This is a genomic window from Streptosporangium amethystogenes (assembly GCF_000721075.1).
Taxonomy (GTDB): Bacteria; Actinomycetota; Actinomycetes; order Streptosporangiales; family Streptosporangiaceae; genus Streptosporangium; species Streptosporangium amethystogenes.
The window spans coordinates 156051-169431 of the sequence record NZ_JOEQ01000013.1; the positions used below are offsets into that span (position 1 = coordinate 156051).

Genomic DNA, 13381 nt, shown 5'->3' on the forward strand with positions numbered 1-13381 from the left:
GGTGGATGCCTCTACCCCGTCGGATGGAGCCGAACCTGGACGTGCTTGACGCCGTTGATGACCGGGGAGCGCAGATAGTCGGGTGGTCCGAGCAGTTCGGCCGCCGACACCGAGGCCGCGAGCTCGTCCAGGAAGACGGTGAGCTCCAGTTCGGCGAGGGCGGCGCCCAGGCAGAAGTGCGGCCCGGAGCCGAACGCCACGTGCCCGTTGCGTGAGCTGCGGGGTCGTCCGACGTCGAACACCTCCGGCGCGTCGAACACCCGCTCGTCGCGGTTGGCGGAGGTGTGCCAGATGACGACGTCCTGGCCCGGATGGATGGTCTTGCCGTGCAGCTCGGTCTCGCGGGCGGCGCGGCGCAGCACGTGGCGGCTGGGCGAGGTCCAGCGCAGCAGCTCGCCGACCGCGCCTGGCACCAGCTCGGGCTCCTTGCGCAGCCGCTCCCACTGGTCGGGGTGCTCCACGAGGGCCAGCAGCCCTCCGACGGCGGCGTGCCGGGTGGTCTCGTTGCCGCCGAGCATCAGCACGTCGAAGAAGAGCAGGCACTCCTCCTCGCTGAGCACTCCCGCGTCCTGGGAGTGGGCCAGCAGGCTGACGATGTCGTCGCCGGGCGAGGCGCGCCGCCGCTCCACCAGGCCCTGGCAGTAGAGCAGGAGCCGGCCGTGCGCCTGGGCGGCGTTGGCACGCACGTCGGAGGTCAGCTGGTACTCGCTGTCGTGCGAGCCGAACGCGGTGGAGGTGAGGTTGAGCATCAGGTCCCAGTCCTGGCGCGGCACGTCCAGCAGCGCGGAGATGCCCGCGACCGGCAGTGCCGCCACGACCTCGGCGAAGTCGCACTCACCCCGCTCCAGCGCGTCGGCGAACACGTCCCTGACGACCGATCGCAGGTACGGCTCCAGGGCGGCGATGGCCCGGGGCGTGAAGCACTTGTTGACCAGCTTGCGCAGCTCGGTGTGGCGGGGCGGATCGGTCGTGTTGATCATCTTTCCGGATCCCTGGTCACCGGTGTTGCGGTGCGGGCCAAGGGTGTTGGTCTGGTTGGAACTGAAGGTCCGAGGGTCCTTCTGCACCTTCACGCAGTCCTCGTAGCGGGTGACCGACCAGAAGCCCGGTTCCCTGCCCTCTGGGTTCCAGTACAGCGGGTCATGGTCGCGCAGGTGGCGGAAGACCTCGTGGGGTCTGTCTCCGACGTGCAGATCGGCGTCGGACAGATCGACATCGGTCATTTACGAACCTTCCATTCCTCGGAGAAATTTCCGGCAGCTGTCATCTCGCCGGCGGGATGGCACTGATTTAGCCGGCGGGCTGGTCGGATTAAGGCGAAGGCGGGATTATAAGCCTCCCGCAGGAGGACCGCTCGGGCGTTTTTCCGCGTTTCCGATGACGTGGTTATCGTCCTCCCATGGTGCTACGTGTCAAGCTCGTCCTGTCATTGCTCACAGCAACCGCCCTGGTCGGAGGCGCTTCCCCACCGGTGGAGCAGCCTGTCGCGGTGCGGGCCCCCGGGCCGTTCACGATGCGGGACTTCCTGACCACGAAGAAACTCGGTCAGGTCGTCCCGTCCCCCGACGGTAAATCAGTGGCGGCGGTCGTAAAACGCGGCCCGAGCGAGTCGAGCAGATATGGCGCATCATTTGTCGATGGAAACGAGCGCGCCGACATCTGGATAGCGGACGGCGCGGGACCGGCCCGTGACGTGACGCACGGGGCGAAGGACGGCACCGGTCACTACAACCCGGTCTGGTCGCCCGACGGGCGCATGCTGGCCTTCGCCTCCACCCGGGGCGGCGACGACGTGTTCCTGCACGTGTGGGACCGCGAGAGCGGCGAGATTCGCAAACTGACCCCGCGCGGGGTGCAGACGATGACGAACGCCTCCGGCTACCTGATCCAGTGGCTGGACTCCCGGCGGGTGATCGCGCCGATGGTGAACCCCGGCCGCTGGTCGCTGGAGTACGGGCAGTGGCTGGAGGCCCAGCGTGCCGCCCCGAAGGAGTGGGCCAAGGTCGAGCGCGGCAAGGAGGACACCGCCTCCGTGCTCGACAGCTCCACCGCCGGCGATGCGGACGCGCTGGACGAGGAGATCGCCGTCATCGACGCCGTCACCGGCAAGATCACCTCAGCGGGGCCGGCCCGTACCTACACGGCGGGCAACCTGGTCGCCGACCCGACCGGGCGGCGCATCGCCCGGGTGGACGACCTCGGCCCCACCCCCGCACGCGCCGGGCAGCTCAAGCGTGTGCTGGAACGGCGTACCCGGCTGGCGATCGCCTCAGCCTCCGGCGAGCAGCCACGCGTGGTGACCGAGGTGCCGAGTCCCTCGGTCACCGTGCAGCCCCGCTGGGCCGCCGACGGCGCCAACCTGCTGGTCGTCGGCAAGGCCACACCGAAGACGCCCGACCCGTTCACCGCCTACCTGGTGCCCGCCGCCGGCGGGAAGGCCACGCCGCTGGCCGCCGACCGGCTGGTGGCCACCGGCCTGCTCTGGGGCGCGGGCACCCCGCTGGTACGCGGTACGCGGGTCGCCGATGCCGCCGATCCGGCGGCCCGCCAGGACTGGTGGGCGTTCGACCCGGCCGATCCCACCGCCAAGCCGCGCGACCTGACCTCGCGGTTCAAGGTCCCCCCGCTGGAGCTGGTGCCGGTGGCCGGCGGCGTGCTGGGCGTGACCGACGGGCGCGCCTGGCTGATCGACCCGCGTACCGGGCAGGCCCGCGACCTGAAGGCCACCGGCGCCGCCCCGCTGGCGGAGCTGGCCTGGCCGCTGGACGACGGTGTCAGGCGCAACGGCGTACGTCCCACCGACCGGGGCGGTGCCGAACCGGCCAACCCCCGGCTCGACCGCGACTTCCCCCTGGTGCTGGCGCGTGACACCAAGGGCGGCCTGTACGAGCTGGCGCCCGGCGCCGCACCGGTGCTGACCCCGCTTCCGGCGCCGCACCCCGAAGCGGGCGTCGCCGGGTACTCCCCCGCCAGCCGCACCGCGGTCTTCGGCGCGGGCGGCGACCAGGGCACCGCGCTGTGGACCACACACGCCGGCCGCCACACCCAGCGGATCTCGCTGAACGGCCACCTCGCCCAGGTGCTCCCCCCTCAGCGCAGGCTCATCACCTACAAGGGCGCGGACGGGGAGAAGCTGACCGGCGCGCTGCTGCTGCCACCGGGCCACCGCGACGGTCAGCGTCACCCGCTCGTGGTCAACGTGTACGGCACCCGGATCGTCTCGACCCTGGAGGACGTGCCGGAGTTCCAGGTCAACAACCCGAGCTACCTGACCCTGCAGTTCCTGGCCGCAGGCGGTTACGCCGTGCTCGTCCCGTCGATCCCCCGCCCCGAGGGCAAGGCGGCGGCCGAACCGATGACCTGGCCGACCAAGCCGATCATGAACGCGGTGGACGCCGCGATCGACGCGGGGGTGGCCGACGCCAAGCGGCTGGCGGTGATGGGGCACTCCTTCGGCTCCTACAACGTGCACAGCCTCGTCACCCGGACCGACCGGTTCGAGGCGGCGATCGCGATCTCCGGCTTCTCCGACGTGATCAGCAGCTACGGCGTGTTCGACTCCCGCTTCCGCTACACGCCGCGCGCGCAGGAATGGTTCGCGCCGGCCTACATCGAGGACCCGGCCTTCGAGTTCGGGCTGGGCAAGCCCCCGTGGGAGGACCCGCAGCGATACGTGCGCAACAGCCCGCTGCTGCACGCGGGCAAGATCAAGACTCCGGTGCTCATGCTGCACGGCGAGCGTGACTACCTGACCCACACCGGCTCCGAGGAGATGTACACGGCGCTGGCCAGGCAGGCCAAGAAGGTGCGGCTGGTCAGTTACTGGGGCGAGGCACACATGCCGTACTCGATGGTCTCGCCCGCGAACTTCCAGAACATGATCGAACAGGAGCTGGACTGGCTCCGGCTGAACCTGCCCGGGAGCCAGCGGTGAGGCTCTTCTCGCCCGTCCAGGAGCGGGCCTGGCTGGAACATCTGCTCGGCGATGCCATGCCCGGCGGGATCTCCCTGCGGCTGCGGCTGACCGGTCCCCTCGACGAGGCGGCACTGGGCGCGGCGCTCGGCGACCTGGCCGCGCGGCACGAGGTGCTGCGCTGGTCCCTGCCCACCCGGGGCGATGGGCCGCGCCCGGTGGTCTCGGCCGGGGTCCTGCCCGCCCCGCGGGCGGTTCCGGTCGAGCGCGAGAAGCTCGGCACGACGCTGGCCGAGCTGGACTCCCGGCCGTTCGACCTGGTGACCGGGCCACTGGCCCGCGTCTCGCTGCTGGCGCTCGGCCCGGCGGAGCACGTGCTGGTGCTGCGCGCGCACCCGTGCGTCGCCGACGAGGGCTCGGCCGCCGTACTGGCCGCCGACCTGGCCGAGCTGTACCGGGCAAGGGTCGAGGATGACTCCCCGCGCCTGCCCGAGCCGCCCTTCGTCCCTGCCGAGGGGGACGCGGACGCCGACAGTGGAAGGTTCTGGCGTGCGGAACTTCGGGAGATGCCACCGCTGGAGGTGGCCACCGACCGTCCCCGCCCCGGGCGCCGTTCCGGCGCGGGCGGGGCACACCACTTCGAGGTGGCCGTACCGGCCGGGCTGGGCGACCCTCCGCTGGCGGTGCTCACCGCGTTCACCGCGCTGCTGTCGCGCTGCTCGGGCCAGGAGCGCTTCCCGATCGGCGTGCACTCCCCCGGCCGCGTCTCGGGGCCGCTCGGCGGGGAGCCGAACGAGTTCTCCGGGACGGTGGGGCCGCTGGACGACCTCCTCCCGGTGCGCGTGGACCTGTCCGGCGACCCCGGCCCCACCGCCCTCTCCGCCCGCCTGGAACGAGCCGTCGGCGACGCCTGGCGGCATCGGCTGCCACTGCAGGACGTGGCCGCCGCCGTCGCCCCGCCCCGCACCCCCAGCCGGGGCGCGCTGTTCGACGTGACGTACGGCGTCGTGCCCCATCCCGTCACGCACCAGGCTGCGGGCCTGCGCCTGGAACCGCTCGACGCCCCGGACGCCGTCACCCCGTGGACGGCCCACGACCTGGACCTGCGCCTCACTGCGGAGGTATCGGGCAGGGGCCGCGAGGGCGGGGACGGCGGCGACCGGCCGCGCACTCCCCTCCCCGGGAGCGGCGACGAGCGGCTGCGGGCGACCCTCACCTACGCCGTCGACGTCTTCGACCACACCACGATCCAGCTGATGGCCGCCCGCCTGGTCCGGTTGCTCGGTGAGATGTCCCGCTTCCCCACCCGGCCGGTGCTCGACCTGCCGCTGGAGGAGTGCTCCGGTCCTCTTCCCGGCCCACCGGTGGCCGCTGCCCCGGACGCCACCCTGGCCGTACTGATCGCCGCACAGGCCGGGCGCACCCCCGACGCGACGGCGGTGGACGGCGACGACGGGCGGCTCACCTACCGCGAGCTGGACGAGCGCGCCCGGGAGCTGGCCGGTCGGCTGGCCGCCGAGGGGGTGGGCCCGGGCACGGTGACCGCGATCTGCCTGCCCCGCTCGGCCCGCCTGGTCACGGTCGTGGCCGGGGTGCTGTACGCGGGCGGCGCGTTCCTGGCGCTCGACCCGGCCCAGCCTGCCGCCAGGCTGGAGTACCTGCTGTCCGACGCGGCGGCGGCCGTCCTGGTGAGCACCGGGAAGATCCTCCGCGAACTGCCGCGGAGCGGGGGGCGCCACCTCGACCTCGACCTCGACCTCGACCTCGATCGGAGCGGCCCGGCGGGCCTGACCGCCCCGGTCAGGCCCGCCGGGCCGCGCGACCTCGCGTACATGATCTACACCTCGGGCTCGACCGGCCTGCCCAAGGGGGTGCTGCTTGAGCACTTTGGCGCGTGCAACCTGGTCACCGCCCTCGCCTCCGAGCTGGGCATCGGTCCTGGCACGCGGCTGCTGCAGTTCGCGCCGCCGACCTTCGACGCCTGGGTCTGGGAGGTGTTCACCACGCTGACCTCCGGCGGCACCCTGTGCGTACCGGAGGCCGGGAACATCCTCGTGGGCCGGGCACTGAGCAGGTGCCTGTCCGGGCGCGCGGTGAACGCAGTGCTGCTGCCCCCCTCGGTGATCGCGACGCTGCCCGGTGACGACCTGCTGCCCGACCTTCGGGTGCTGGTGACCGGTGGCGAGGCGTGCCCCCCCGAACTGGTCGAGCGCTGGGGCACCGGCCGGCGCATGGTCAACGCCTATGGGCCGACCGAGGCGACCGTCATCGCGACCCTGGCCGACTGCTCGCCCGGCGAGGGCGCACCCCCGATCGGGCTGCCCATGGCGGGAACGTACGCGCTGGTGCTGGACGCCGCGGGCCGGGTGGCGCCCCGGGGCGTGCCCGGCGAGCTGCACGTCGGCGGCGTGGGCGTGGCCCGCGGCTACCACCGGCGACCCGCGCTGACCGCCGAACGCTTCGTGCCCCTCGCCGCGCCGCCTCCCCCCGCACCGGGCCGGCCTCCGGCGCCCGGCGGGCGGCTCTACCGGACCGGCGACCTGGTGCGGCAGCGCCCCGACGGCCGCCTCGACTTCATCGGCCGGGTGGACCACCAGGTCAAGCACCGTGGCTACCGGATCGAGCTCGGCGAGATCGAGCAGACGCTACGCGCCTGTCCCGGTGTGGACGACGCGGCGGTGACGCTGGAGGACGACCAGCTGGTGGCCTACGTGTCCGTCCCCGTGCCCGCCTCCGCCCGCGCCGCCGCCTCCGGGCCGGTGACGGCGAAGGAGGCCAGGGCATGGGCGGCCGGGCGGCTGCCCGGCTACATGGTGCCGGGGACCGTGCACGTGCTGGACGAGCTGCCGCTGACGAGCGCGGGCAAGATCGACCGTCGCCGGCTGGCCTCCTCGGCCGCCCGCGCCGGGAAACGCACGGACGAGCCACGTGACCGGCTGGAACTGCAGGTGCTGGAAGCCTTCCGACGGGTGCTGGGCGACCGCCGGATCGGCCCGCACGACGCCTTCTTCGAGGCTGGCGGTGACTCGCGGCTCGCGGTGACACTGCTGGACCGCCTCCGTGACGGCCTGCGCAGGCCGGTGGCGGCCCGCCTGCTGTGGGAACACCCCACGGCCGCGGGCCTAGCCTCGGCGCTGCGCGAACCCGGATAGATCCCCGCCTGCAAGCCCGCACGGCTGAGGCGGTTCGTGAAACTCCTGCGGCCTGTCCGGAGCCGAGCCGCATGGGGGCGGGTACGGGTGCCGCCAGCGGAAGCCGTCCGGGGGTATGAGCGCCTCAAGATGCTCACGTACCTGCGGCACCACGGCCTTGAGGTATCGGGTCGGGGTGACGGCGGGGTTCTCCGCGGCGAGCGTCACCAGGGCCTCCGCACTCGACAGGAGGGTGTAGCGGCGGGAACGACGGTTGTGGAACACGAAGTTGGGCTTGCTCCATGACGACTTACCGGCGTTTCTGCTCCGTGCGGCGGTGACGACGATGCGGCCGTCCCTACGCCAGTCGTCTCCGCGCCAGGCGTCCAGCCACACCCGGTGCCCGTCGTAGATCCATTTCACCTCCCACGCGTGCCTGTGCAGCACCTCCGCGTACCCGGAGAACGCGGCGGGATGGGGCGGACGAGGTTCGCCCGCCTGCGGCGCGGCGGCAGGTGGGGGTTCTTCTTGCCGGTAGCGGGCGTACTCGTCGGGGTAGGCCGCCCTCAGCCTCTGCTCCAGGGGACTGTGCACCTGCTGGAACAGCCGTACGTCGTGTGCGCGGCGGAGCCTGCCGCGTTCCATCAGGCGAGCGCGCAGGTGGGTGAGGAAGGTGAGCTTGGGTGCCCAGTCCTCGACGGACGCGTGGTGCCGGGTATCGAGCAGGTACCGGTCGGGAACGGCGAACCAGGCCCGGACGTGGCGCTCCCCGGTTTCGAGGCCGATCTGCTCGAAGGTCTGCGAGCCCAGCTCGACCAGGGCGTCATACCAGCGGGCCAGTACAGCGGGATGCCTTAGCTCGTCGACGCCCGCGCGCCCTTGGACATCCTGGGCGACCAGGTTGCGAAACCGCTCATCGCTCAGACACAGAAGCCGTTCGGCCCCGGGGGTGGGGCATTCGTCACCGGCGATGCCACTCAGGCGGCGCAGCTCGCCGAGCATCGAATCGGCCTCCTGGGGATGGGCGTCCTTGAGCCGCCGCAGCGCGGTGTCCCGCACATGGCCGTCCACCAGCCGGTCCACCGATGTGGTCACGACGAACTGCGCCTCTCGGCGACGCTGGCGGATCCTGGCCAGCCGCCGGTCCGCGCGCAGGGTGTCGGGGTGCTCGATCCCGAAAGTGATCATTTTGCTCCACCACGAAAGCTGGTGGTTGCCCTCCTGGACGGTGAGCACTTCCTCCCACATCGTGCGCGTGCCCGGAGCCGACAGCCACTGGGTGACGCCGGCGGGAACCCGGTTGAGGATCGCCTCCGCGACGGCCAGCAGACTGAAGACGTGGTCGTCCTGGCCATAGCGGGCGCTCAACTGCTCGGGGGTGATCCTCGGATCGAGTGCCGCAGCGTCGACCAGCCGCATGACGTTGTCCATACCACCCTCGCAGAAGTCGGCCACCACCTGGCGTCATGTCATTCTGATACGAGACGTCGACGTTCGGTGAGCATTTGGAGGGGGTGGTCCCCAAAGGCCCCCGGGAGATCCCGGATGGGCCGATCTTCTACGGGCCGGTCATCGGGAGCGGCGGGCGGCGTTCCTGCGCGGCGCCTTGACGGGCTGAGCCACTCGGGGGGCACCCTGTATCGCGTCGATCCTGGCGTGCAGGCGGGCGAGCTCGTTCAGGATGGTGGTGAGCTGGTCCTCGGTCCGCTGTTCCTCGGCGGAGGTGTTCTGGTCGTCCATGGCGTTGACCACGACGGCGATGAACAGGTTGAGCACCACGTAGGAGGACATCAGGATGTAGCCGACGAAGAAGACCCAGGCCCATGGCTTCTCCGCCATGACCGTCTGGGCGATGTCCGGCCAGGCCTCGCCGGTCATGACCTGGAACAGGGTGAACAGCGACGTCGGCAGTTCGTCGAAGTGCTCGGGGGCGATTCCGCCGAACAGTTGGGTCGCGAGGACCGCCGAGACGTACATGACCAGGAGGAGCAGCCCGACGATCGCCGCCATCCCGGGCATGGCCGCGAACAGCGCACCGACGACCTTGCTCATGCTGGGGACCACCGAGACCAGGCGCAGCGCCCGCATGATTCGCAGGGCCCGCAGCACGGAGGTCGGGCCGGACGCCGGGATCAGCGCGATGGTCACGATGGTCGCGTCGAACCAGTTCCACGGGTCCTTGAAGAACGTGCCCCGGTAGGCGTAGAGGCGGGCGGCGAGTTCGACGGTGAAGATCGCCAGGGCGATCCGGTCGACGGCGTGCAGGAACCCGCCGATCCGGTCCGTCAGATAGGAGGAGGTCTCACAGCCGATCGTGATCGCGTTGATCACGATGACGGCTATGACAACCCGCTGGAAGAGCCGGGTTTCAAGGAAGGAACGAATGCGTTCTCGCCCTGGCAAGAGGTCAGCTCCCGGAGGGGAAGGGGGCAAATGCCGATCATCGTAAGCCCACCCAGGTCGCCCCTGAAAACCGCTGAATGTATGACATATGCCATAAAAGGAACCCCGCCGGTTTGCGGAGCGTTGACCTCGGTGAAAGACCCCGGAGCGGGCCGGCCCCAGAAGATCGGCTAGCGTTGCGGACACGGAGATCCTCCCGCGTCGACGATCCGGGAGGACATGAGCCGGCCACGAGGGCCGGATGAAAGGGCAAGGTGGTGGTGTCCGTGTCGTCGGACTCCGGCCATAACAGAGGCCACGTCAGAGACCGCCGATCACGGGACAGGCGACCGAGGTGAGCATCGCCCTCGGCCTGCTGGCCGTTCTGCTGCTGACCCTGGCCACCGGCTACTTCGTCGCCCAGGAGTTCGCCTATGTCACCGCCGATCGCCTGGCTCTGTCCCAGCAGGCCGCCGAAGGCGACAAGAAGGCCGCCCGCGCGATCAAGGTCATGGAGCGGCTGTCGTTCATGTTGTCGGGCGCCCAGCTCGGCATCACCGTCACCGCCCTGGTCGTCGGCTTCATCGCCAAACCCGCGCTGGCCGAGCTGATCGCCCCCGGGCTGGCCGCACTCGGCGTACCCGAGGGCGCGACCGGCGGTATCGCCCTGGTGCTCGGCTTCATCGTCGCCACCGTGATCCAGATGGTGCTGGGCGAGCTCGCCCCCAAGAACCTCGCGCTGGCCAGGCCCGAACCGCTGGCCCGCGCGCTGGCCTCCTCCACCCTGGCCTACCTGACGATCGCCGGGCCGATCATCCGGCTGTTCGACTCCGCGGCCAACAGGCTGCTGCGCGCGGTCGGCATCGAGCCGGTCGAGGAGCTGCACCACGGCGCGACGCTGGAGGAGCTCGGGCACATCATCGGCGAGTCCGAGGCCTACGGGCACCTGCCCGGCGACCAGGCCGACCTGTTGGAGCGGGCGCTGGCCTTCTCCGAGCACACCGCCGAGGAGGTCATGGTCCCGCACGCCGACGTCGTCGGCATCGCCGGTTCGGCTTTGATCCCCGAGCTGGACGAGCTGATCTCCCGCTACGGGCACACCCACTATCCGGTGCTCGGCGACCGCCTGGACGACGTGATCGGCATCGTGGGCCTGCGCGAGCTGGTGGCGGTCCCGGCCGACAAGGCCGCGGACACACCGGTGGCCGACGTCGCCCGCGAGGTCCTGATGGTGCCCTTCTCCATCTCGCTGCCCGACCTGGTCGCCCAGATGCACGCACGCGACGAGGAGGTCGCCTGCGTCCTGGACGAGCACGGCGGCCTGGCCGGGCTGGTCACCTGGGAGGACGTCGCCGAGGAACTCGTCGGGGAGATCGCCGATGAGAACGACCTCGACATCCCCACCGTGGTCGCCACCGGCGACGGCTGGGAAATCGACGCGAGCCTGCGCATCGACGAGGTCTCCCTGGCCACCGGACTGGAGCTGCCCGACGAGGACGACTACGACACCGTCGGCGGGCTCATCCTGCAGCGTCTGGCACGCTTCGCCGCGGTCGGTGACGTGGTCACCGTCGACCTGGTCCCCTCCATGGCGGATCAGGCGCCCACGCACGCGGAGATCGAGGTGCTGACCCTCGACCGGCACGTACCCGAGCGGGTCCGGCTGCGCCCCTTCCGGAACACCGAGGCGATCCAGGAAGGCGAGGAGGAGAAGTGAACCTGCCCACCGGCATTCTGCTGACCGTACTCCTTCTGATCGGCAACGGCTTCTTCGTCGCCTCCGAGTTCGCCCTCGTCGCGGCCAAACGGCACCGCCTGGAGAAGGAGGCCGCGCACGGCAGCCGCGCCGCCGCAGCGGCCGTGAAGGGCATCCGGGAGCTGTCGCTGATGCTCGCCGGTGCCCAGCTCGGCATCACCCTGTGCTCTCTGGGCCTGGGCGTGGTGTCCGAACCGCTGATCGCCGGCAGCCTGACACCGCTCTTCGACACCCTTGGCCTGCCCGAGGCCGCCGCGCACGCGGTCGCCTTCGTGATCGCGCTGGCCATCGTGACGTTCCTGCACATGGTGATCGGCGAGATGGCCCCCAAGTCATGGGCCATCGCCCACCCCGAGCGTTCGGCGACGGCCCTGGCGCTGCCCTTTCGCGGCTTCACCGTGGCCGTCCGGCCGATCCTGACCGCGCTCAACGGCGTCAGTAACCTGCTGCTGCGCATGTTCCGGGTGCAACCCCGCGGTGAGACGGCCAACCCTCGCACCCCCGAGCAGTTGCAGCACCTGGTGGAGGAGTCGCGCCGCCTGGGGCTCATCGAGACCGACGACCACGCGGTGCTCACCCAGGCCCTGCACGCCCCGAACGCGTCGATCGCCTCGCTCACCGTCCCGGTGAGCGACATCGCCGGAGTGCCGCTCGACGCCTCGGCTCAAGAGATCGTCGGTGCCTCGGCTCGGACGCGCCGTACCCGCCTGGTGGTGTGGGACGGTGATCGCCCAGCAGGGGTGGTCCACGTTCGGGACGCCTACCTGGCCCGCAGGCGCGGCATCCGGATCCGCGCCCGGGACATCGCCTACCGGCTGCCCGAGCTCGTCGAGGAGACCTCGATCTCCCAGGCGGTCGCCGAACTTCGTGCCGCGCGCAGCCAGCTGGCGCTCGTCCGGACCGCGAACGGCTCCCTGGCCGGGCTGGTCAGCCTGGACGACCTGCTGACCACCCTGCTCATCCCGGCGTAGGACGGCGGAACCGGCCCGCAGCCCGGAAGGCGGCGGGCCGGCACGCATGTGTTCAGTAGGCGGGGATCAGGTCGCGGTGCAGGTGAGGGTGGGTGTGCCGCTGGTGCCGGAGCCGATGAACCCGAAGGTGGTGGCGGTGCCGGCGCCCAGTGAGCCGTTGTAGGCGGCGTTGCGGGCGCTGACCGCGGACCCGTTGGCGGTCACGGTCGCACTCCACGCCGAGCTGACCTGCTCACCGCCGGTGAAGGTCCAGTTCACCGTCCAGCCGGTGATCGCGCCGGAGCCGGCGGTCACGCGTACCTCGGCCTGGAAGCCACCGGACCACTGGGAGACGGTGCGGTAGGTGGCCGAGCAGCCACCGGCCGGGGGCGAGGTGGGAGTCGGTGTGGGAGTCGGAGTCGGCGTGGGGGTCGGGGTCGGAGTCGGGGTGGGGTTCGTGCCGCCGGTGAAGTTGACGTCACTGCAGAAGTAGTAGGACTGGTCGGAGTGGCTGGCCTGCCAGATGGTGTAGACGACGTGGTGGCCGGTACGGCCGGGCGCGTACACGTCAATGGGTGTGGTGAGGCCGGTGGGCACCTTGCCCACCTGGTTGACCAGTTCCAGGTCGCTCCACTTCAGCCGCTGGGTCTTGGGGTCGTAGCCCTGTTTGGTGACGTAGACGCGGATGTAGTCCGCACCGTGCGAGGCCTGGTCCATCAGGTTCATGGTGAACCTGGCGGGGCGGTCCACGGTCTTCCACGCGCCCGGCACGTCCATGGAGGCGTAGCGGCCGCTTTCGGTCAGGCCGCCGCTGCACAGCCGCCCGTCGGGGATCGCGGCCTGGTGGTTACCGGCGACACCCTCGCGGTACAGCCCGTTCCAGTTCCACATCGCGTTGGTGTTGTTCTGCCAGGCCTGCCAGCACATGGGGTCCTGCTGGGCCATGGCCGGGTTCTGGAAGTCGCTCCCCCAGCGCAGCCAGCAGCCGTAGTTGCGCGAGGGCGGATCGCTGATCGAGCCGTGCGCCGAGGCGGGGACGACCATCACGGTGGTGAGCATGAGTGCGGCCGCGACCGCGACGAACACCCGCCGGAGCCTGGTCCGGCGGAGGGGGGCGTCGTCGGAGGGGTGAGTCTGGTCGCGTAAGAGTCGGAGCACGCGTGACCTCATCTGCACAGGTTTCCTTTCGAATGCCGGGGTGACGAGTCCTGGCGCGCCGAGTGAGGGCCGAGTCCTCACGCCAGAGGTG

The 13381-nt window shown here is 71.1% G+C and carries 8 protein-coding genes; 4 read left to right on the forward strand and 4 right to left on the reverse strand.

What is annotated here, in order from left to right:
- Positions 1–11 precede the first annotated feature (11 nt).
- Entirely contained in the window at positions 12–1223 is a 1212-nt protein-coding gene (locus IG98_RS0120820) for a cytochrome P450 (protein ID WP_030914416.1), read from the reverse strand.
- 176 nt (positions 1224–1399) lie between these two features.
- Between IG98_RS0120820 and IG98_RS0120825 the strand changes: the two genes are divergently transcribed.
- Entirely contained in the window at positions 1400–3934 is a 2535-nt protein-coding gene (locus IG98_RS0120825; RefSeq protein WP_084195531.1) for a S9 family peptidase, read from the forward strand.
- Complete coding sequence (locus tag IG98_RS0120830; RefSeq protein ID WP_030914422.1) at positions 3931–7065, forward strand: non-ribosomal peptide synthetase; 3135 nt, start codon at positions 3931–3933, stop codon at positions 7063–7065. The genes IG98_RS0120825 and IG98_RS0120830 overlap by 4 nt, the downstream gene beginning before the upstream one ends.
- Here the strand turns inward: IG98_RS0120830 and IG98_RS0120835 are convergent.
- Together IG98_RS0120835 and IG98_RS0120840 are read right to left on the reverse strand one after the other, a co-directional pair.
- Positions 7036–8475 carry a hypothetical protein gene (locus IG98_RS0120835; protein WP_157594431.1) on the reverse strand — a complete coding sequence of 480 codons (1440 nt, stop codon included), beginning with the start codon at positions 8473–8475 and terminating at the stop codon, positions 7036–7038. The genes IG98_RS0120830 and IG98_RS0120835 overlap by 30 nt on opposite strands.
- Positions 8476–8613: 138 nt before the next feature.
- Complete coding sequence (locus tag IG98_RS0120840; RefSeq protein WP_342666832.1) at positions 8614–9477, reverse strand: ion transporter; 864 nt, start codon at positions 9475–9477, stop codon at positions 8614–8616.
- A 304-nt stretch (positions 9478–9781) separates the two neighbouring features.
- Here IG98_RS0120840 and IG98_RS0120845 point away from each other — a divergent pair, with 304 nt between their 5' ends.
- Both IG98_RS0120845 and IG98_RS0120850 read left to right on the forward strand, forming a co-directional pair.
- Positions 9782–11143: a hemolysin family protein gene (locus IG98_RS0120845; protein ID WP_030914430.1), complete on the forward strand. Its 1362-nt coding sequence runs from the start codon at positions 9782–9784 to the stop codon at positions 11141–11143.
- Entirely contained in the window at positions 11140–12153 is a 1014-nt protein-coding gene (locus tag IG98_RS0120850; RefSeq protein ID WP_030914435.1) for a hemolysin family protein, read from the forward strand. The genes IG98_RS0120845 and IG98_RS0120850 overlap by 4 nt, the downstream gene beginning before the upstream one ends.
- A gap of 66 nt (positions 12154–12219) precedes the next feature.
- Here IG98_RS0120850 and IG98_RS54630 read toward each other — a convergent pair whose 3' ends face one another.
- The gene (locus IG98_RS54630; RefSeq protein ID WP_211264041.1) at positions 12220–13290 is read right to left on the reverse strand and encodes a lytic polysaccharide monooxygenase auxiliary activity family 9 protein; all 1071 of its coding nucleotides are present in this window, start codon (positions 13288–13290) and stop codon (positions 12220–12222) included.
- Positions 13291–13381: the final 91 nt, after the last annotated feature.

Excerpts from the sequence above, each read along its gene's own strand:
- IG98_RS0120820 (WP_030914416.1), bottom strand. The coding sequence starts at position 1,223 with ATGACCGATGTCGATCTGTCCGACGCCGATCTGCACGTCGGAGACAGA.
- IG98_RS0120835 (WP_157594431.1), bottom strand. The coding sequence starts at position 8,475 with ATGGACAACGTCATGCGGCTGGTCGACGCTGCGGCACTCGATCCGAGG.
- IG98_RS0120825 (WP_084195531.1), top strand. The coding sequence starts at position 1,400 with ATGGTGCTACGTGTCAAGCTCGTCCTGTCATTGCTCACAGCAACCGCC.